The organism is Brevundimonas pishanensis, assembly GCF_022750635.1.
Lineage (GTDB): Bacteria > Pseudomonadota > Alphaproteobacteria > Caulobacterales > Caulobacteraceae > Brevundimonas > Brevundimonas pishanensis.
This window is the reverse complement of the sequence record NZ_JAJKBG010000009.1, coordinates 33,467-52,729: the sequence shown is the minus strand read 5'-3', so window position 1 is coordinate 52,729 and position 19,263 is coordinate 33,467. Positions and strand designations below refer to the sequence as shown.

Below are 19,263 nucleotides of genomic sequence, written 5' to 3'. Positions count from 1 at the left end.
ATAAAATCCAGAAGAACTTTGACAAGTTGCGTCTAGCTGGAGCATGGCAGCCATTATGTCATTCAAAAACGCCATAGATTATCGATAATGCGTGAACCGACTTTGGCTGAACGTATCGCGGACGAGCTGGCCCAGCGCATCATCATTGGCGATTTGAAGCCGGGAGAGCGCCTGCGGCAGGAGGTGTTTGCGCATGAGTTCAACACCAGTCATGTGCCAATTCGCGAAGCTTTTCTGCGCCTTGAAATCCGCAAGCTTGCTTTTAGCGAACCGCGCCGCGGCATGAGGGTGGCCCCGTTGGGAAGCGGGGATACACGCGAAATCGCGCGCATGAGAAGCGCGCTAGAAGTTATGGGGCTGCGAACGTTGTCGGGCAGACTGGCGCCCAAACAACTGGCCAAGGTCAAGGAAGCTCTGGTTGCCGGGGATCAGGCAACCGATCTGGTGGCGTGGGAGGCTTCCAACCGGGCTTTTCATGTGGCGCTGGCCGAGTTGTCGCTGATGCCGCGGCTGGTGGATGCGGTCAGGGATCTCAACATTGCTTTCTCGCGCAATGCTCTGCGCCACGGCAGTCCTGAAGGCTGGAAGCCGGGGTACAGCAATGATCACCAGCGTATCTATGAGTGTCTGGAAAGCGGCGATTACAACATGGCTGCTTCTCTGCTAGAGACCCATATCTGGCACGGTGAAAGGGTGTCTGCACGTTAAGTGCGGACCCGTGTCTTACGAGCCTCAAGCTTATGTGACTGGTCTCTCGTTGTCCGGGGGCTAAACAGGTTTCATTCCAGTTCAGCTCCGAGGATTGAACGATGAAGATTTTCTACAAAACCCGTGCCACTGCGACCGGTGGACGTTCAGGACACACCGCGCTTGATGATGGTGGTCTGTCGTTTGATCTGGCGCGCCCCGGAACGGGCGAAGTCGGTGCCAACCCCGAGCAGTTGTTTGCCCTTGGCTATGCGGCCTGCTTTGACAGCGCCCTGTCGATGATCGCAGGGCAGATGAAGCTGGAAGTCACCAGCAAGACCTCGGTCGAGGTCGGCATCGGTCAGCGCAGTGATGGGGGCTACGCACTCGATATTGATATCTACGTCGAGACCACCGGCATCGACACCGAACAGTCTGAGAAGCTTGTCGAGGCTGCGCATCATGCGTGTCCGTATTCGAATGCGACACGCAACAATGTCGATGTGCGCCTGCACGTGACTGCACTTTAAAAGACCGGAGAGCGACATGCGTAGTGCTGTCCACCAGACATTCGGCGAACCCGCCGAGGTTCTCGCGCTGGCGAAGAGTGCCGTTCCGGAGCCTGGCCCAAGGCAGGTGAGGATCAAGACTATACTGTCTCCTATTCATAACCACGACCTTTGGACGGTGCGCGGGCAGTATGGTTACAAACCGGATCTGCCTGCCATCGGTGGCAGCGAGGCCGTAGGTGTGGTGGATGCGCTGGGGCCCGATGTGACGGGCATTTCTGTGGGGCAGCGTGTGGCTGTTGCCGGTGTTCACGGAAGCTGGGCAGAGTATTTTCTGGCATCTGCGGGCGGTTTGGTGCCGCTGCCCGATGCTATCCCCGATGAAGCGGCCGCCCAACTGATTGCCATGCCTTTCAGCGCGATCGCCCTGCTTGATTTCCTTGGCGTAGAAAGCGGTGACTGGGTGATCCAGAACACTGCCAATGGGGCGGTCGGCAAAACGCTTGCCATGTTGGCGAAGGCACGCGGGATTAATGTCGTGAACCTGGTTCGCCGTGATGCAGGGATCGAGGAGTTGGCCCTCGTCGGTATCGGTAATGCTGTTTCCACAGCATCCGGATCGTGGAAGGACACGGTTCGCAGCCTTGTGGGAGATGCCTCTATTAAAGCTGCCGTTGACTCTATTGGCGGCAAGGCCAGCAGCGACCTGATAGGCTTGCTGGGCGAGAACGGGCTGCTTGTTTCGTTCGGAACCATGGGCGGTGAGCCCATGCAGATCCCTTCCGGCGACGTTATCTTCAAACAGGCCGTGGTTAAGGGGTTCTGGGGCTCGAAAGTCAGCGCTGCCATGCCCGCACCCAAACGGGCCGCTTTGATCGGCGAGCTTCTTCAACTGGTTGTATCAGGAGAATTAAAGCTGCCGGTCGAGGCTGTGTTTGATCTCGCCCAGATTTCCGAGGCTGTTAAGGCGTCCTTGACGCCGGGCAAGACCGGCAAGGTTCTTTTGCGCCCCTGATTGCTGAAATGACTTGGTCAGAGTGCTTGTTTGGCACTCTGATTTTCCGGTGCTGTCAGTCTAACGCTAAAGGTGCTCCACTTCGAAGGCTGCAAGCCATTGGTGGAGAAGGCGTTTTATGAAACCGCTATCGTTTAAGCGACACCGCTTCCCAGGCGAAGTGATCCGTCATGCCGTGTGGTTGTACTTTCGCTTTAATCTTAGCTTCCGCGACGTCGAGGAACTGATGGCGCAACGCGGAATTGACGTCAGCTACGAAACGATCCGGTGCTGGACGATCAAGTTTGGGCCTCTGATTGCACGGCGGCTGAAGAAGCGGAGAGTGCCTCCGACAGGCCGTTGGCATCTCGATGAAATGGTCTGCAAGATCGGAGGACGGCGCATGTATCTGTGGCGCGCAGTTGACGACGAAGGCGAGGTTTTAGATGTCATCGTCCAGCGTCGAAGGGATACAGACGCGGCTTTGAAGCTGATCAGACGTCTTTTGCGCAATCAACCGGTCGAGCCAGAAACCATCACAACGGACGGGCTGGCGTCGTACGGTGCGGCGCTTGAGCAGTTGGAACTGCGGCATCTTCACCGACCCGGCCGACTGCGAGATAACAACCGTGTCGAGAACTCTCATCTGCCGATCCGTCGACGGGAGCGGCAGCAGCAGAGGTTCAAATCGCAAGCCTCAGCCCAGAGATTTCTCACCACTCACGCAGCGATCTACAATACCTTCAACACCCAGCGTCATCTGATCAGCAGATCCACACTTCGTCGCCTTCGCGTCGATGCTGATACCGCTTGGGCGGCGGCTACCGTCTGAAAATGAGCAGGCTGGGGGGCTTTCGGCTTCGCTCAGTTAAGCTGACAGCGCCGTTGAAACGGGGTGCTGACAGTCTAACGCTAAAAAGTCTCCACTTCAGGTGAAGTCTGGAGGCTTTCATGTCTGGCTTATCGTTCAAGCGTCACCGGTTTCCGGGATCGATCATATGTCAGGCGGTGCGCTGGTATTTTCGCTTCACGCTGAGCATCCGCGACGTGGAAGAATTGATGGCGGAACGTGGGATTGAAGTCAGCCGCGAAGCCATCCGGTGCTGGGTGAACAAGTTTGGTCCGCTGATTGCTGCGAACATTCGCCGAACTCGTGATCGCCCAACAGGGCGATGGCATTTGGATGAAGTGGTTGTCAGGATTGGTGGTCGCCGCATGTATCTGTGGCGCGCGGTTGATGATGAGGGCGAAGTGCTTGATGTGCTGGTTCAAAAGCGACGCAACAAGCACGCGGCTTTGAAGCTGCTGCGGCGTTTGCTCCGCAACACAGGCGTTCATCCGGAAGCGATCGTCACGGATAAACTGGCGTCTTATCGCGCGGCGATGAAAGTCCTGAATCTTCGAGGGCGTCATCATCCAGGTGGGATGCGCGAGAATAATCGCGCCGAGAATTCTCACCTCGTCATTCGACGGCGAGAACGAAAGCAGCAGAGGTTTAAATCGCAGGGTTCAGCCCAGCGATTTCTCTCCAGCCACGGCCCGATTTACAACGCCTTCAATCTTCAACCGCACCTGATTTCCCGGCCTGGCCTCCGTCTACTACGGGGTCAGGCCGATACCTCTTGGTTGGCAGCGACGAAAGCAGCCTGAAATCGGGAAGGGGAGGGCTGATTTTGGCTCAACCCAGTTAACTTGTCAGCACCGACGACGTGATGACGGCCAGCTACATGCGCTCGGGGAAATGAGATGTTTCCATGGGTGCTGTCAGTTTAACGCTAAAGGTGCTCCACTTTGATGGCTACAAGCCATTGGTGGAGCAGGCGTTTTATGAAGCCACTATCGTTTAGGTGCTGTCAGTCTAACGCTAAAGGTGCTCCACTTAGAAGGCTTCAAGCCATTGGTTGAGAAGGCGGTTTATGAAGCCGCTATCGTTTAAACGTCATCGCTTTCCAGCCGATGTGATCCGCCATGCCGTGTGGCTGTACTTTCGTTTCAGCCTAAGCTTCCGCGATGTTGAGGAACTGATGGCGCAACGCGGAATTGACGTCACCTATGAAACGATCCGGTGCTGGACGATCAAGTTTGGGCCATTGATTGCAAGGCGGTTGAAGAAGCGACGTGGGTCACCCACAGGCCGTTGGCATCTCGATGAGATGGTTTGCAAGATCGGTGGCCGACGTATGTATCTATGGCGGGCGGTCGACGACGAAGGCGAGGTTTTAGACGTCATCGTCCAGCGCCGGCGGGACACAGAGGCGGCTTTGAAGCTGATCAGACGTCTTTTGCGCAACCAACCTGTCGAGCCGGAAACCATCACAACTGATGGACTGGCATCATATGGTGCGGCGCTTGAACAGTTGGAACTGCGCCATCTACATCGCCCTAGCCGGCTACGTGATAATAACCGCGTTGAGAATTCTCACCTGCCGATCCGACGACGAGAACGGCAGCAGCAGAGGTTCAAAACTCAAGCTTCAGCCCAGAGATTTCTCACCACCAACGCGGCGATTTACAACACCTTCAATATCCAGCGCCATCTCATCAGCAGATCCACACTTCGTCGTTTTCGCGCCGATGCGGATGCCGCTTGGATGGCGGCGGTAGCCTGTTATTTTGCAGGGAAGGGGTACTTTTGACTGGACCCAGTTAACATGACGGCACCGACTGAAGCCCGTCCATGAACTCGGTCACCTTACCGTGGAATGCCGCTGATTTCTCGCGCAGTCGGCGTTAATTGAAGGCGTGCAGACCCCGTATCCCTGCCCCCCGAGGTCAGCGTGCGGCCATGGCGAGGGCGGCTAGCACGCGATTTAGAGAGTTGCCCTAGGCTGGCTCAGAACCGCAGCCGTCCGGATGGGCGGCCATCGCGCCGGAGATGACCAACATGATGAGGGTGTCGACGTCTCCAGCGTCGGACCCTGAATCGGCCACCTTTGAGGGAAGCACCGGTCGGGCGCGTAGAGATACACAGGGCCAGGATCGGCCAATGTCTGGAGACGATTATGCGTAACTTCAATCCCGCGCCCTTCATCGCCGTCGCGGCGGTCGTAACCTTCGCCGCTGGACCGGCGGCGGCTCACGCCCGTCTGGTCAGCGCAAACCCCGCGCCCAACTCGACCGTGGCTGCGACTCAGACACTGACGCTCACCTTCAGCGAGCGCTCTGTTGCCGCTTTTTCCGGCTTTGACGTCGTCAATGCGGCGGGGGAGAAGGTCCCACTTCGGAATTCGGTTGCTGAAGACGGTAAAACCCTGACAGGGACCCTGGCCCGCCCGCTGGCTGCTGGCGCCTACCGTATCGACTGGCGCATCGCGTCAAGCGACGGCCACCGGATGACGGGTTCCTACACCTTCTCGGTGCGCTGACGCCGTGCTCGAATTCGCGATCATCGCCCTCCGCTGGCTTCAATACAGCGGTGCGGTCGTCCTTCTCGGCGCGCCGCTGTTCCTGCTCTACAGCTTCAAGGGCGGCGACGCCCTGAACCTGACCTGGGCGCGTCCCACGTTGATCGTCTCGTCGGTCGTCGTGGCGATAGGCTCACTGGCCGCCTTGGTGATGCAGACCGCCGTCATGGCGGGTTCGTTGAGCGAAGCCGTCAAGCCCGCTTCGCTATCCTTCATGGTCACCGGCACGACCTTGGGCATGGCCATGGTCGCTCGGGCTGTCGTCGCAATTTTCAGCCTTGTCGCACTTGCCTCTCTGAAGCCTGGGCGAACGCTCTGGGGACTGACGGTGGGGGCAGGATTGATCGTGGCCGCCAGCTTCGCCTGGACCGGCCATGGGGCCGCGACCGAGGGGGCTGGCGGGCTTCTCCACCTTGTTGCCGACATCATCCATGCTGCGGCCGCCGCATTGTGGCTGGGGGCTCTGGCAGCCTTGACAATCCTCCTGCTGCGCCGGGCCGCGCCGGACGATTTGACCATCCACAACGCCCTGCACGGCTTCGCCGGCCTTGGGACCCTGGCCGTCGGACTGCTGGTCCTGACCGGCCTCGTGAACAGTTGGTTCCTGGTCGGCCCCGCACGCGTTGGAGACCTGGGAGCCAGCGTCTACGGCCAGCTTCTGATCGCCAAACTCGTGTTGTTCGGCCTGATGCTCGCCCTGGCGGCCGGAAACCGCTTTCGCCTGACACCTGTCCTGGGTTCGGCGCTGGCGGGCGGCGAAGACATTCGACAGGCGCTTCAACGGCTCCGACGCAGCGTCGTCGCGGAGACGCTGGTCGGGGCTGCGTTGCTGGCCGTCGTCGCGGTGATGGGCACGCTCGCCCCGCCGTCGGCCATGTGACGTAGCGGACGCCTAACTGGGGGCGCGCGACGACCAGTGGATGTGATGGATGCGCCAGCCTTCGGCGTGCCGCTTCAGGACCATCGTCTCGGTCGTGAGCCGGTCCACGGCGCGGCTGTTGAATTGGCCCGTCGTGCGGCCTTCGCTGGTAATCCAGGCGACATCGCCGTCGGCCCAGCCGGACCGCCGCGTCACCGTCGCCTCAGACGCAGCGGCGAAGGCGGCGTCTGAGCCCAGGTGGTGGGAGGCGTATTCGTCGCGCGACCGCTCGGCCCCGCCTTCTTCAAAGATCATCACCTCCGGCGCCAACAGGGCCAGCGCGGCAGCCGTATCGCCGGCCTTGAGCGCGGCGTGAAAGGCATCAACGGCGGTGGCGGCGTCCGCTGCTGCCACAGCTACCGAACCTACGGCGGGATCATGGCCGTGAGCGTGGTCCTGGGCGAAGGCGGGTGTCGCCGTGAACACGGCGAACGACAGGATGAGGGCAAGGGATGTGCGAGACATTACAGGCTCCGGATTGTGGGTGATCTGAATGGGCTGAGCGCGATCTGCGTCAGGCCAGCTGGTTGTGGCGAGCGAACACGCGGGTCGCGCCCGAGCGAAGCACCAGCAGGGTGTCGTAGGGCTCCTTTTGTCCCTGCGGCGTCTCCATGCCGGGCGAACCGAGCGGCATGGCCGGCACGGCGATACCGATTGCGGTCGGTCGCTCGGCCAGCAGACGGATGACATCCTGAGCCGGCACATGACCCTCGACCAGATAGCCATCGATCAGGCCGGTGTGACAGGAGGCCAGCGCGTCTGGTATTCCCCGACTGCTCCGGATCGACTGGAGGCTTGGAAGAACCGTGATGGTGGTGCTGAAGCCTGCCGCGCGCATGTGCGCGATCCATCCGTCGCAACAGGCGCAGGTCGGCGTCTTGAAGACCGTCAGGTTCCTCGACGGACGCGTCTGAGCGCAGGCGGTTCCGGTCAAGCCGATGAACAGGCCGACGCCCAGCAGCAGGCGACGGTTCAAGTTGGCGGGGTTCAAAAGGGTTCTCCTTGATCGCTGTGAATGGATCGTCTGGCTTCCACGGGATCAGCGCGTTGCGGTGCCATCCACGCCCGGAGCAGCCGACGGCCGGGGCGCTCGACGAAGACATGGATGGCTGCGGCGGCGGCGAGCGTCAACACCAGCATGGCGGCCAGCTCTGACATGCCCATCCGGTAGTCACCGGGCCAGCCGAAGAACGCTTGCGCCGCGTTGCGCCAAACCATCAGGATTGGGATGTGGACGAGGTAGAGGGCGAACGAAGCCTCGCCTGCGAACAGGGCCACGGGATGGGACAGGCAGGTCCGCACACGTGCCTTGGCCAACAGAGCGAGCGACAGAACGAAGGGACCGGCCGCCGCGACGATAATGCGGTCGTCGGCGCCGAGTTGCATGAGAGTGAGCAGCGCGGCCGTGGTCGCCAAGGCGCCCATGACCGACACGCGGGGCGACGGCGTCCAGCGCTGACCGAGGTAGTAGAGACCTATGCCATAGAGGAATTCAGGGGCGATGCGCAGGATGCCCATGCTGTCCTCGGCCCGAGGCAACACCCGACCGAACTGAGCGCGATAGAATGCGTCGAGCGCGACGAACAGTATCGCTGCAAGTGCGATGATGACCCACGGTCTCGCCCGCAGCCGGAGAGCCAGAGCGGCGTAGGCGGGAAACGCAAGGTAGGCGAACCATTCCGCCGAAAGAGACCAGGCTGGACCATTCCACAGGACCATGGTTTCGCGCGGTAACCAGGCCTGGACGAGCAACAGAGTGCCGGCGAAGTCAGCAGGGTTGAAGCGGCCCGGCTCCAATCCGACGCCGAACAGAGGCGCAAGCAACACAAGTCCAAGCATGCCCAGCAGGATGAACAGATGAGCCGGATAAATCCGCGCGAACCGCGCCGCGAGGAACCTTCGGTAATCGGGGAAGCCGTCCCCTTGCAGATACACGTGCGTGAGGATGAAGCCTGACAGGATGAAAAAGACGTCCACGCCTAGCCGCGCGCGATCCAACAGCCCGACGGCTTCGTCGGGAAGCGTCCATTGAAGCTGGTAGTGAAACAGGACGACGCCGAGCGCGAGAAAGAACCTCACGCCGGTGAGCGGATCGAGCACGTCAGGAAAAGGAACCCGTATGGGGCCTGATCTGTCGTTCATATCGCTCCCCCTTGGACGACGGGATGTCCCGGTCGTTCTATGGTATCTACGCGGGCGGCGGCTCATCCCCTCGTAAGGGGAACGCGAAGCTGGCGCGTATGGCAGATGGGGCGTGAGGCAGGTGCGGAATGATTGATGATATGGACAGACTGATTGGAATGGTTGCGCCAGATGACACCGCGCTGCTCGCCGGCGTGGAAGATGCCGTCTGGGCGCGGGTCAGTGAACGCAAGGACCGTGCGCGCCTAGGCCACGTCCGGGTAGCGGCTGTGGCGCTTGCCCTTGTCGTCGGCGTCACGAATGGAGGTCTGATGCTTCTAGCGCCTCGGCCGGAGCCTTCCGAAATGCGGATTTTCACCGTGTCGGCCGGTTTGTCGCCGCTCACCACCCTGGACGTCCAGGGATGAGGGCGAACTGGAAGTCCATACTCATCACGGCGATCCTGGCGGCGCTGGCCAGCGGTGCGACGACCTGGGGGACCGCGACCTGGGTCATGCGAGAGCGGCAGCCTCCTAACCTTCACAGCATCGTCCATAAAAAACTCGATCTGAGTCCAGATCAAGACCATCGCCTTGACGTCATCGAAGCCCGCTTCGCCGTTCAACGACCCGCGCTGGAGGCCGAAGTCCGCGCCGCCAATCGCGAACTGGCGGCCGCCATTGCCGCCAGCAACGGCGACACGCCCCAGGTTCAAGCGGCGGTGGATCATTTCCATGTCGCCATGGGCGATCTCCAGAAGGCGACAATCGCCCATGTCTTCGAGATGCGATCCGTATTGACCCCGGCCCAGGCCGAGGTGTTCGACAAAGCGGTCGTCGACGCTTTGCGTCACGACGCCGGATAAGCGCCGCGCGTGGAAGCCGAGCAGAGCATCGAGGTTCGCGCGGCAGGCGGAGACCGAGCCTCCTTCACCGCCCTGATGGCTGCGACCAAGGGTGATCTGCATCGCTTCATCCGCCGCTATGTCGGTGACGAGGACGAGGCCCACGACCTGTTGCAGGAGACCTATGTCGCCGCCTGGCTGGCCGTGCGACGATACGATCCGACGCGGCCCTTCGATGTCTGGCTGCGCTCCATCGCCCTGAACAAATGTCGCGATTGGAGCCGTCGGAGAGCGGTTCGCCGCGTCGTGCGCGGGGTCATGGGTCTTGATGCGCCCGAGGCGACAACGGTGAGCGACGATACGCCTACACCCGAGGTCCGGCTGGACGACCTGCGCAGGGTGGCGGACCTGAAACGCGCGTTGGCAGACCTTCCGGACGGCCTGAAGGCTCCCCTCCTGCTCGCGACGCTCGAAGGGCGGTCTCATGCCGAGATCGCAACAATCCTGGGCGTCACGCCGAAGGCTGTGGAGACCCGCATCGCCCGCGCGCGCATGAAATTATCAGAGGTCTTGGCGCGCCAAGCCGAGCGAAGGCGCCTGACCCCGCCATGATGGGAAGGCGCAGAAGGCTTTGATCTGGGTGGCTGTGGCGTCCTGTCGCAAGGGCTTGGTCGCCAGGATGCGTATCTGAACGAATGGCTGAATAGCAGATCAAGGAACTTCTTGCTGATGTCGACCCCACACTTCGATCGTCGAACCCTTCTTCGTGGCGCCGTCGCGGGTGGCGGCCTGCTGGGATTGCAAGGGCTCCTACCCGCTTGGGCTCAGACCGGATCAGCCGGGCTGCGCGCCGATTTGCCGACGCTGGCGGGGCCGAATATCGACCTGACGGTGGGCCGCTCCGAATTCATCGTCGGCGGGCGCACCGGCCATGCGGTGACGGTCAACGGCCTGTTGCCCGCCCCCATGCTGCGGATGCGCGAAGGCCAGAACGTGCGCCTGTCGGTCACCAACACACTGGACGAGGACACCTCGATCCATTGGCATGGCTTGCTGCTGCCGTTCCAGATGGACGGTGTGCCGGGCGTCAGCTTCCCCGGCATCAAGCCGCGCGAGACCTTTGTCTATGAGTTTCCGCTGAAGCAGTCGGGCACCTACTGGTATCACAGCCACTCGGGTTTGCAGGAGGCCATGGGCCACTATGGCCCCATCGTCATCGACCCGGCGGGCGCCGATCCGGTCGGCTATGACCGCGAGCATGTTCTGGTCCTGTCGGACTGGAGCTTCATGCATCCGCACGAAATCCTGGCCAAGCTGAAGAAGAGCCCCGGCTACTTCAACATGCAGAAGACCACACTGGCGGGCCTGCTGGACGGATCGGACGGTATGAGCCTGGCCGAGCGCCGGATGTGGGGGGCCATGCGGATGGACCCGCGCGACATCCTGGACGTCAACGGCACGACCTACACCTATCTGGTCAACGGCCACGGGCCTGAGGAGAACTGGACCGGCCTGTTCCGGCCCGGCGAGCGGGTGCGCCTGCGCGTCATCAACGCCTCGGCCATGTCGATCTTCAACGTCCGCATTCCGGGTCTGGCCATGACCGTGGTTCAGGCCGACGGCGAGCACGTCCGCCCGGTCGAGGTGGACGAGTTCCAGATTTCGGTCGCCGAGACCTATGACGTCATCGTCCGTCCGCTTGAGGACCGCGCCTACACCATCGTGTCGGAGGCCATCGACCGTTCGGGCATGGGGCGCGCGACCCTGGCCCCGCGTATGGGCATGACCGCCGAGGTTCCCCCCCTGCGCAAGGTGCCGAACCTGACCATGACCGACATGGGCATGGGCGGCATGGACCACGGCAGCATGGCGGGCATGGACCACTCGGCACACGGTGCTGCAGGGGCCGCCACAGCCGGAGCCGCCGCCGCGCCGATGGACCACGGCGCCATGAGCATGCGTGACCCCAACAACGCCCCCGCCGACATGGCCGTCGGCGTCGGCGTGGACGCTATCGCGCCCGCGCCCGCCAACCGTCTGGGCGAGCGGCCGCAGGGGCTGCAGGACGTGGATCACCGGGTGCTGGTCTATACCGACCTGCGCTCGCTGACGCCGAACACCGACACCCGCGCCCCGTCGCGTTCGATGGAAATCCACCTGACCGGCAATATGGAACGGTTCATGTGGGGCTTTGACGGACGCAAGTTCTCGGAGCTGGTCGAGCCGATCCGGTTTGAGCTGAACGAGCGGGTCCGCGTCACCCTGGTCAACGACACCATGATGGCCCACCCCATCCACCTGCACGGCCACTTCTTCGAGCTGGTCAACGGCCATGACGGGCATCAGCCGCTGAAGCACACGGTCAATGTGGCACCGGGGGGCAAGGTGACCTTCGACCTGACCGCCAACGCGCCGGGCGACTGGGCCTTCCACTGCCACCTGCTGATGCACATGCACGCGGGGATGTTCAACGTCGTCACGGTTCGTCCGCTGGAAGGAGCCGCCCGATGAGCCGCGCCCTGTTCGCCGCTGTCGCGGTTCTGCCCCTGATGCTGGCCGCCGGTTCGGCCGTCGCCCAGACCCATGGCGGCCACGGAGCCCACGCCGCGCCCGCCCGTCCTCCGCAAGCCCGGCCGACGCCCGCCCCCAAGCCCAAGCCGCGCGCCGCCGCCCCTCAGCCCCGTCGCGCCACGCCGCCGGCGCCGGTGGCGACCGATCCGCACGCCGGCCATGACATGAGCGGGATGCAGGCGGCTCCGGCCCCGGCGGCTGCGGCCGACCCCCACGCCGGGCACGACATGAGCGCGATGCAGATGGCTCCAGCCCAGGCGCCTGCCGCGGATTCTCACGCCGGTCACAACATGGGCGCGGTTCCGGCGGCTGCGGCCGACCCGCACGCCGGTCATGACATGAGCGGGATGCAGGCGGCGGCGGCTCAGGCGCCTGCCGCCGATCCCCACGCTGGTCATGACATGTCGGCCATGACTGGCGGTGCGCCCAACATCCCGACTAGCGTGGACGCTGTCGGGGGACGGATGGTCGAGACGCCGCCGCCTGCCGCCGCCCGCGCCGCGCCCGCCCATGCGGCGGACCTGCTGTTCGACCCCGCCGTCATGGCGGCCTCGCGCAAGCAACTGCTGGTCGAGAACGGCGACATTCGCTCTACCGCCGTGCTGATCGACTCGATTGAATCCAGCTTCGGCGATGGGGAGAAGGGCTATAGCTGGAACGCTCAGGGCTGGACCGGCGGCGACATCAACCGCTTCTGGTGGAAGACTGAGGGCGAAGGCGATTTCGGCGGCAAACTGCACGAAGCCGAGGTCCAGGCTCTCTACAGCCGCGCCATCGCCCCCTTCTGGGACGTTCAAGCGGGCGTGAGGCAGGACTTCCGCCCCGACGGCGACGACACCACCTATCTGACCGTCGGCGTTCAGGGCGTCGCCCCCTATTGGTTCGAAATGAACGCCGCCGCCTTCCTGTCGACCGAAGGCGACCTGACCGCCCGTGCCGAGGTCGAATATGACCAGCGCATCACCCAGAAGTGGATCGTTCAGCCGGCCATTGAAGTGGCGATGTCGGCCAGCGACATTCCAGAACTGGAGATCGGTTCGGGTCTGACCTCGGTCACGGCGGGCCTGCGCCTGCGCTACGAAATCCGTAAGGAGTTCGCGCCCTACGTCGGGGTCGAGTGGAGCCGGTCGCTGGGCGACACCGCCGACTACGCCAGGGCGCGTGACGAGGATGCCGAAGATGTTCGCCTGATCGTCGGGATCAAGGCCTGGTTCTAATCGAGGATATTGGACTCATTATGCGTATTTTCGTTCTCACCGCCGTTCTGACGGTCGCCGGAGCCGCCGCCGCCCAGGACCCGCACGCCGGCCACGCCGGGATGCAGCAGTCGACCCTGGCTCCATCGGGCATCGTCACCACGCCCGCCGACGGCGCGATGACGAATGGGTCACCGGAACGCTTCAGTGCGACCTTCCCGCACCCCATGATTCTTAAGACCGTCACCCTCACCGCCGAGGGCCAGGCGCCGATCGTGGTCGCAGCCCCGCCCGCGCCCGCCGCCGCGATTGTCAGCGTCGCCTTGCCGCTTCTCGCTCCGGGGGCCTACACTGCCGTATGGACCGCCGAAGCCCCGGACGGGCACAAGATGTCCGGCTCCATCAGCTTCATGGTTCACTAGGATCAACAACTGTCGGCCCGACATCGGGTCGGGGGCCGGATCGATCTACGATTGAAAAGGGGCGGCTCATGGCCGAGTCTAAACACAACGCATCTGCTGGACCTCATGGGTCCGCAAGTCATGCACAGCACGGGCCGGACGGAATCTCCGACACGGCCGTCGATCCGGTTTGCGGCATGACCGTCGATCCGCAGAAGACGGCCCACCACGCCACCCATGCCGGCCATGATCACCATTTTTGCAGCGCAGGCTGCCGAGAAAAATTCGTGGCCGATCCTGAACATTACCTGAGTCCGTCTGTTGATCGGATTGTGGAAGCCCCGGCGGGGTCGATCTGGACCTGCCCGATGCATCCGGAAATCCGACAGGATCACCCTGGGGCCTGCCCCATCTGCGGCATGGCGCTCGAACCGGAGATGGTGACCGCAGGCGCTGGCCCCAGCGCCGAACTGACCGACATGTCGCGCCGGTTCTGGGTTGCACTGGTGCTGACCCTTCCCGTGTTTGTCCTTGAAATGGGCGCGCATCTCTTCCCCGCGCTGCATCATCTCCTGCCCATGAAGCTGTCGATCTGGATTCAGTTCGTCCTGGCGACGCCGGTCGTGCTCTGGGCAGGCTGGCCTTTCTTCGAACGCGCATGGGCGTCGCTAAAGACCCGCAATCTCAACATGTTCACCCTGATCGCCATGGGGACAGGAGTGGCCTGGGGCTACAGCGTCATTGCGACCTTGATGCCGGACATCTTCCCGGCCGCCTTCCGGGCCTCGGACGGGTCGGTTGCGGTCTATTTCGAAGCTGCCGCCGTGATCACCACCCTGGTGCTGCTCGGGCAGGTTCTCGAACTGAGGGCGCGCGAGCGGACCTCCGGCGCGATCAAGGCCCTGCTCAACCTGGCACCGAAAACCGCGCGGCGTATCGCCGATGACGGCAGCGAAGAGGAAGTCGCGCTCGAACTGGTTTTGGTCGGGGACCGGCTGCGCGTGCGGCCGGGTGAAAAGGTGCCGGTCGATGGTGTCGTCGAGGAAGGCCGCTCGGCGCTCGATGAATCGATGGTGACTGGCGAATCCATGCCGGTCACCAAGACGGTCGCCGACACGGTGATCGGCGGGACGATGAACCAGAGCGGCGCGCTGGTAATCCGCACAGACAAGATCGGCCGTGACACCATGCTGGCCCGCATTGTCCAGATGGTCGCCGAAGCGCAACGGTCGCGAGCGCCGATCCAGCGTATGGCTGACCAGGTCGCCGGATGGTTCGTGCCGGCGGTGTTGGTGGTCGCGGTGATCGCCTTCGTGGCCTGGGGCATATGGGGACCGGAGCCCCGCCTGGCGCACGGACTGGTCGCGGCGGTGGCGGTGCTGATCATCGCCTGCCCCTGCGCGCTGGGGCTGGCGACACCGATGTCGATCATGGTCGGCGTAGGAAGAGGCGCCGGCCTCGGCGTCCTCATCAAGAACGCTGAAGCCCTGGAGCATATGGAGAAGATCGACACCCTGGTCGTCGACAAGACCGGGACGCTGACCGAGGGCAAGCCTGCCGTCACCCGGATTATCGTCTCAGAGGGTTTTGAGGAGGAAGAACTGCTGCGCATCGCCGCCGGGGTCGAACGGGCGTCCGAACATCCCGTCGCGTTGGCGATCGTCAACGCGGCGATGGACCGCAACATCGAAATCCCCTCCGTCAGCGACTTCGATTCGCCGACGGGCAAGGGCGCGGTGGGAACGATTGAGGGCAGACGCATCACGCTGGGCAATGCCCGCTTTCTGGGAGAGGGCGGGATCGACACCTCTTCCCTTGCGACGCAGGCCGACCAACTTCGCACGGATGGGGCGACCGCGATTTTCATGGGCATCGACAGCATGGTCGCAGGGGTGTTCGCCATTGCTGATCCGGTCAAATCGACCACGGCCGAAGCGCTCACCGCCTTGCGCGCCGATGGCATCACCGTGGTGATGCTGACGGGCGATAACCGCACGACGGCCGAAGCGGTCGCGCGTCAACTCGGCATCGACGCCGTCGAGGCTGATGTGCTCCCCGATCAGAAGGCCGCTGTCGTCGCGCGGCTGAAACAGGAAGGCCGTATCGTCGCCATGGCTGGCGACGGGGTCAATGATGCGCCTGCGCTGGCGACAGCCGACGTCGGCATTGCGATGGGGCCGGGCACCGACGTCGCCATGGAAAGCGCGGGCGTGACGCTTCTGAAAGGCGATCTGAACGGGATCGTCCGGGCTCGCGAACTGAGTAAGGCGACGATGTCGAATATCCGACAGAACCTGTTCTTCGCCTTTATCTACAACGCCGCCGGAGTGCCGATCGCGGCGGGGGTTCTGTATCCCTTTTTCGGCATCCTGCTCTCGCCAATGATCGCGGCGGCGGCGATGGCGCTGTCTTCCGTCAGCGTCGTGACCAACGCACTGCGCCTCAACCGCGTGCGGCTGTGAGTAGGAGCACAACCAGGTCCGATGGCGGGACGGAACTGAACTGTTGCGCAGGGGCGTGCTGGTGGCGTTCAGCCAGACTCTGCGTGGAGGACGCGGCCTGCATGAGATGATCGAGACCGTGGCCTGGTGCTGTCAGTCTAACGCTAAACATTCTCCACTTAGACGGCTGCAAGCCATTGGTGGGGTGGGCGATTTTATGAAGCCTCTATCTTTTAAGCGACATCGTTTTCCAGCTGAGGTGATACGCCATGCCGTGTGGCTGTACTTTCGTTTCAGCTTGAGCTTCCGCGACGTCGAGGAACTGATGGCGCAACGCGGAATTGACGTCAGCTACGAAACGATCCGGTGCTGGACGATCAAGTTCGGGCCTCTGATTGCACGGCGGCTCAAGAAGAGGAGAGTGTCTCCGACAGGCCGTTGGCATCTCGATGAAATGGTCTGCAAGATCGGAGGACGGCGCATGTATCTGTGGCGCGCGGTTGACGACGAAGGCGAGGTTTTAGATGTCATCGTCCAGCATCGGCGGGATGCAGAGGCGGCTTTGAAGTTGATCAAGCGCCTTCTTCACAATCAACCAGTTGAGCCAGAAAGCATCACAACGGACGGTCTGGCATCGTACGGTGCGGCGCTCGATCAGCTGAAACTACGGCACCTTCATCGTCCCGGTCGGCTTCGAGATAACAACCGTGTCGAGAACTCGCACCTGCCGATCCGGCGACGGGAGAGGCAGCAGCAGAGGTTCAAATCCCAAGCCTCAGCACAAAGATTTCTCACTACCCACGCAGCGATCTACAACACCTTCAACATCCAGCGCCATCTGATCAGCAGATCCACACTTCGTCGTTTTCGCGTCGATGCGGATACCGCATGGGCGGCCGCTACCGCCTGAGAATGAGCAGGGTAGGGGGCTTTCGGCTGCGCTCAGTTACCCTGACAGCACCTTTGCCGATCCGACGACGAGAACGCCAGCAGCAAAGGTTCAAATCCCAAGCTTCAGCTCAAAGATTTCTCACAACGCACGCAGCGATCTACAACACCTTCAATATCCAACGTCATCTGATTAGCCGATCCACACTTCGTCGCTTTCGCGGCGATGCAGATGCTGCTTGGGCGACGGCAACGGCTTGAGCAGGGCGGGGTGGGGGCTTCTGATCTGGTCGCCGTTAACGTGACAGCACCTCAGCCACCGCGCGGACGTTTGGAAACGTCGCGCGCCAAATCTCAAACGCGCGAAGCTGCATGGCCGAATATTTGATGAGTTCGGACAGAAAATGGTGCCGCAATTCATCCCCGGAAAGCGACGAAAATGGTCTGAAATCGGCAAGGGGAGGACTGATTTTTGCTCAGACCGGTGAACTTGTCAGCGCCCGATTTGTATGGGGTGTAGTGAAGGTGTGCGAAGCCGTTGAAAGGTCACGCTTCGGTCGCCCCAAAAGGGGGGAGAAGGGTGCGTTGACCAAGCGGCATTGCGACTTAAGAAAACGATGATACTTATGATTCGCTCTTATTCTTAAGTCGTGGTTATATGCTGACGTGGGGTAAGCTTCATGGCCCCATACTCAGCCCGACGGAAAGTCACGCAGCGCCCCCCGAACGATCGTGTGATTTCCAGTCGGGCTGTTCTTTTAGGTGTGTGTAGTTTGCAGTCGGAACGCTCGGAGAGATGGCCGTAGCCGCCTCTGAAAGCCGTTCCCTAATGCGCCAGGATTTGCACATCATATAAGATGCTGAGTATTGCGCTCGTAGTTACATTCAGCGCTATCTGATCCGCAGGCCTACACTTGGTCGTTTTCGCGCCGATGCCGATACCGCTTGGGCGGCTGCTGTCGCCTGAACAAGGTTATGTTGGGGGATTTAACTGCGCTCAGTTAACGTGGTAGGTCTCATTTTCGATCGAACGGCATCGCTAAGAGCCCCCGCGCGGTCCGTGGTTTCCCAGAGATAGGTCCCGCTGTCGCGGAACGCGCCAAAATGGCCGAGCGAGGACGTCGCTGTGTAAATTGGACGCTTGAGCTGAAGCGCTTCAATGATCCCGGCGGGCGACAGATCAAACACCTCCCGGATAGCGTCAGCGATAATCTCGTCCGGTACGGTAGCCGTCCCATCAGTGTCGACCACGATGCTGATCGGTTCTGCGAGGCCAATGGCATAGGAGAGTTGGACTGTTGCCTTTCGGGCCAGGCCCGACGCGACGGTAGCCTTCGCAATCCAGCGGGCCGCATACGCACCCGACCGGTCCACCTTGCTGGGATCTTTTCCCGAAAAGGCACCGCCACCGTGCGGTGCAGCACCACCGTAAGTGTCGACAATGATCTTGCGGCCCGTCAGCCCCGTGTCTGCCTTGGGGCCGCCAATGGTAAAACGGCCGCCGGGATTGAGATGCATGACGAAGTCCTCAGTTCGCAGCTCCGGAGGGATAATCGTGTCGACGACGAAACGCTGAAGCCACCAGCGCACCTGTTCGAGCGTAAGGTCCGCAGAATGCTGCCAGGAAACCACGACCGACTGGACGCCAACGGGCCGGCCATCCTCATAGCGAACGGTAACCTGGGTCTTGCCATCGGGCCTCAGCGGACGGACTGGAGAGGCCCCACGCTGATAGCGCGACCGCTCGTTCATTTCCTGTGCGCGATTGACCAGCGAATTCGCGAGGCTCCAGGCGAGTGGCATGAGCTCAGGAGTTTCATCGCACGCATAACCGAACATAATACCCTGATCGCCAGCACCGAGGTTAGCAGAACCGTCAACCGCCTGACTGATCTCCGCGGCCTGCGCATTGAACGCCAATTCAATCAGGCACGTTTCAGGGGCGATATCATTGTCGGCAGTGCCGTAGCCTACATCCTTCAAAGCCTTGCGAACGAGTGCTTCGGCTTGCGCTTCGACCTGTCGGGCAACCCCGGGCTTGGCCTTGAATTCACCTGCAACAATGATGCGATCATTGATGGCAAATGTCTCACAGGCGACCCTGGCGTCAGGGTCAAGGGTAAGGAAAGCATCCAGTACGGTGTCGGAAATGCGGTCACAAAGCTTGTCCGGATGCCCAGCACTGACGGCTTCGGACGTGAAAAGGCCGTTGATGATCTTCATGGTCTGGTTCCACTTTTAGCCAGATTTGACGACGCGCCGGGGTTGGCAATCAGGATCAAATCCCC

The 19,263-nt window shown here is 62.0% G+C and carries 20 protein-coding genes; 16 read left to right on the top strand and 4 right to left on the bottom strand.

Annotation, left to right across the window (positions count from 1 at the left end; translation table 11 throughout):
* Positions 1–87 precede the first annotated feature (87 nt).
* From LOX95_RS13795 to copD, 8 genes are all read left to right on the top strand, one after another.
* Positions 88–708, top strand: a complete 621-nt coding sequence (locus LOX95_RS13795; RefSeq protein WP_242915584.1) for a GntR family transcriptional regulator — start codon at positions 88–90, stop codon at positions 706–708.
* Positions 709–809: 101 nt separating this feature from the next.
* A complete protein-coding gene (locus LOX95_RS13790; RefSeq protein ID WP_242915582.1) occupies positions 810–1,217 on the top strand; it encodes an organic hydroperoxide resistance protein in 408 nt (135 codons plus the stop codon).
* 16 nt (positions 1,218–1,233) lie between these two features.
* Positions 1,234–2,211, top strand: a complete 978-nt coding sequence (locus LOX95_RS13785) for a zinc-binding dehydrogenase (protein ID WP_242915580.1) — start codon at positions 1,234–1,236, stop codon at positions 2,209–2,211.
* A 118-nt stretch (positions 2,212–2,329) separates the two neighbouring features.
* Positions 2,330–3,022: an IS6 family transposase gene (locus LOX95_RS13780; RefSeq protein WP_242915578.1), complete on the top strand. Its 693-nt coding sequence runs from the start codon at positions 2,330–2,332 to the stop codon at positions 3,020–3,022.
* A 119-nt stretch (positions 3,023–3,141) separates the two neighbouring features.
* Complete coding sequence (locus tag LOX95_RS13775) at positions 3,142–3,840, top strand: IS6 family transposase (RefSeq protein WP_242915576.1); 699 nt, start codon at positions 3,142–3,144, stop codon at positions 3,838–3,840.
* Between the two features lie 266 nt (positions 3,841–4,106).
* Positions 4,107–4,826, top strand: coding sequence for an IS6 family transposase (locus LOX95_RS13770; RefSeq protein WP_242915574.1), 720 nt, complete (start codon positions 4,107–4,109; stop codon positions 4,824–4,826).
* 366 nt (positions 4,827–5,192) lie between these two features.
* Positions 5,193–5,555 carry a copper homeostasis periplasmic binding protein CopC gene (copC, locus tag LOX95_RS13765; protein ID WP_242915572.1) on the top strand — a complete coding sequence of 121 codons (363 nt, stop codon included), beginning with the start codon at positions 5,193–5,195 and terminating at the stop codon, positions 5,553–5,555.
* 4 nt (positions 5,556–5,559) lie between these two features.
* A complete protein-coding gene (gene copD, locus LOX95_RS13760; protein WP_242915571.1) occupies positions 5,560–6,474 on the top strand; it encodes a copper homeostasis membrane protein CopD in 915 nt (304 codons plus the stop codon).
* Between the two features lie 12 nt (positions 6,475–6,486).
* On the opposite strand, the gene LOX95_RS13755 is transcribed toward copD, so the two are convergent.
* Genes LOX95_RS13755 through LOX95_RS13745 form a run of 3 tightly spaced genes read right to left on the bottom strand, consistent with a single transcriptional unit; the run spans position 6,487 to position 8,655 of the window.
* On the bottom strand, positions 6,487–6,978 hold the full coding sequence (locus tag LOX95_RS13755; RefSeq protein ID WP_242915569.1) for a nuclear transport factor 2 family protein: 492 nt from the start codon (positions 6,976–6,978) through the stop codon (positions 6,487–6,489).
* 49 nt (positions 6,979–7,027) lie between these two features.
* Complete coding sequence (locus LOX95_RS13750; protein ID WP_242915567.1) at positions 7,028–7,504, bottom strand: DUF411 domain-containing protein; 477 nt, start codon at positions 7,502–7,504, stop codon at positions 7,028–7,030.
* A complete protein-coding gene (locus tag LOX95_RS13745; RefSeq protein WP_242915565.1) occupies positions 7,501–8,655 on the bottom strand; it encodes an acyltransferase family protein in 1,155 nt (384 codons plus the stop codon). Before LOX95_RS13745 ends, LOX95_RS13750 begins: the two co-directional genes overlap by 4 nt.
* A gap of 140 nt (positions 8,656–8,795) precedes the next feature.
* Here LOX95_RS13745 and LOX95_RS13740 point away from each other — a divergent pair, with 140 nt between their 5' ends.
* From LOX95_RS13740 to LOX95_RS13705, 8 genes are all read left to right on the top strand, one after another.
* A complete protein-coding gene (locus tag LOX95_RS13740) occupies positions 8,796–9,062 on the top strand; it encodes a hypothetical protein (RefSeq protein WP_242915564.1) in 267 nt (88 codons plus the stop codon).
* Entirely contained in the window at positions 9,059–9,499 is a 441-nt protein-coding gene (locus LOX95_RS13735) for a Spy/CpxP family protein refolding chaperone (RefSeq protein ID WP_242915562.1), read from the top strand. The genes LOX95_RS13740 and LOX95_RS13735 overlap by 4 nt, the downstream gene beginning before the upstream one ends.
* Positions 9,500–9,508: 9 nt before the next feature.
* Complete coding sequence (locus tag LOX95_RS13730; RefSeq protein ID WP_242915560.1) at positions 9,509–10,090, top strand: RNA polymerase sigma factor; 582 nt, start codon at positions 9,509–9,511, stop codon at positions 10,088–10,090.
* 117 nt (positions 10,091–10,207) lie between these two features.
* Positions 10,208–11,989 carry a copper resistance system multicopper oxidase gene (locus LOX95_RS13725; RefSeq protein WP_242915557.1) on the top strand — a complete coding sequence of 594 codons (1,782 nt, stop codon included), beginning with the start codon at positions 10,208–10,210 and terminating at the stop codon, positions 11,987–11,989.
* The gene (locus tag LOX95_RS13720) at positions 11,986–13,266 is read left to right on the top strand and encodes a copper resistance protein B (RefSeq protein WP_242915555.1); all 1,281 of its coding nucleotides are present in this window, start codon (positions 11,986–11,988) and stop codon (positions 13,264–13,266) included. Before LOX95_RS13725 ends, LOX95_RS13720 begins: the two co-directional genes overlap by 4 nt.
* A 20-nt stretch (positions 13,267–13,286) precedes the next feature.
* A complete protein-coding gene (locus LOX95_RS13715) occupies positions 13,287–13,667 on the top strand; it encodes a copper resistance CopC family protein (protein ID WP_242915554.1) in 381 nt (126 codons plus the stop codon).
* A gap of 68 nt (positions 13,668–13,735) precedes the next feature.
* Positions 13,736–16,108 (top strand): heavy metal translocating P-type ATPase, encoded by a 2,373-nt coding sequence (locus LOX95_RS13710; protein WP_282452807.1) that lies wholly within the window; start codon positions 13,736–13,738, stop codon positions 16,106–16,108.
* Between the two features lie 196 nt (positions 16,109–16,304).
* Complete coding sequence (locus tag LOX95_RS13705; RefSeq protein ID WP_242915630.1) at positions 16,305–16,997, top strand: IS6 family transposase; 693 nt, start codon at positions 16,305–16,307, stop codon at positions 16,995–16,997.
* A 965-nt stretch (positions 16,998–17,962) separates the two neighbouring features.
* Here the strand turns inward: LOX95_RS13705 and metK are convergent.
* Positions 17,963–19,198 carry a methionine adenosyltransferase gene (metK, locus tag LOX95_RS13695; protein ID WP_242915552.1) on the bottom strand — a complete coding sequence of 412 codons (1,236 nt, stop codon included), beginning with the start codon at positions 19,196–19,198 and terminating at the stop codon, positions 17,963–17,965.
* Positions 19,199–19,263: the final 65 nt, after the last annotated feature.

Coding starts and splice junctions, on each gene's coding strand:
- LOX95_RS13795 (WP_242915584.1), top strand. CDS start 88: ATGCGTGAACCGACTTTGGCTGAACGTATCGCGGACGAGCTGGCCCAG.
- LOX95_RS13790 (WP_242915582.1), top strand. CDS start 810: ATGAAGATTTTCTACAAAACCCGTGCCACTGCGACCGGTGGACGTTCA.
- LOX95_RS13785 (WP_242915580.1), top strand. CDS start 1,234: ATGCGTAGTGCTGTCCACCAGACATTCGGCGAACCCGCCGAGGTTCTC.
- LOX95_RS13780 (WP_242915578.1), top strand. CDS start 2,330: ATGAAACCGCTATCGTTTAAGCGACACCGCTTCCCAGGCGAAGTGATC.
- LOX95_RS13775 (WP_242915576.1), top strand. CDS start 3,142: ATGTCTGGCTTATCGTTCAAGCGTCACCGGTTTCCGGGATCGATCATA.
- LOX95_RS13770 (WP_242915574.1), top strand. CDS start 4,107: ATGAAGCCGCTATCGTTTAAACGTCATCGCTTTCCAGCCGATGTGATC.
- copC (WP_242915572.1), top strand. CDS start 5,193: ATGCGTAACTTCAATCCCGCGCCCTTCATCGCCGTCGCGGCGGTCGTA.
- LOX95_RS13755 (WP_242915569.1), bottom strand. CDS start 6,978: ATGTCTCGCACATCCCTTGCCCTCATCCTGTCGTTCGCCGTGTTCACG.
- LOX95_RS13745 (WP_242915565.1), bottom strand. CDS start 8,655: ATGAACGACAGATCAGGCCCCATACGGGTTCCTTTTCCTGACGTGCTC.
- LOX95_RS13740 (WP_242915564.1), top strand. CDS start 8,796: ATGGACAGACTGATTGGAATGGTTGCGCCAGATGACACCGCGCTGCTC.
- LOX95_RS13735 (WP_242915562.1), top strand. CDS start 9,059: ATGAGGGCGAACTGGAAGTCCATACTCATCACGGCGATCCTGGCGGCG.
- LOX95_RS13725 (WP_242915557.1), top strand. CDS start 10,208: ATGTCGACCCCACACTTCGATCGTCGAACCCTTCTTCGTGGCGCCGTC.
- LOX95_RS13720 (WP_242915555.1), top strand. CDS start 11,986: ATGAGCCGCGCCCTGTTCGCCGCTGTCGCGGTTCTGCCCCTGATGCTG.
- LOX95_RS13715 (WP_242915554.1), top strand. CDS start 13,287: ATGCGTATTTTCGTTCTCACCGCCGTTCTGACGGTCGCCGGAGCCGCC.
- LOX95_RS13710 (WP_282452807.1), top strand. CDS start 13,736: ATGGCCGAGTCTAAACACAACGCATCTGCTGGACCTCATGGGTCCGCA.
- LOX95_RS13705 (WP_242915630.1), top strand. CDS start 16,305: ATGAAGCCTCTATCTTTTAAGCGACATCGTTTTCCAGCTGAGGTGATA.
- metK (WP_242915552.1), bottom strand. CDS start 19,198: ATGAAGATCATCAACGGCCTTTTCACGTCCGAAGCCGTCAGTGCTGGG.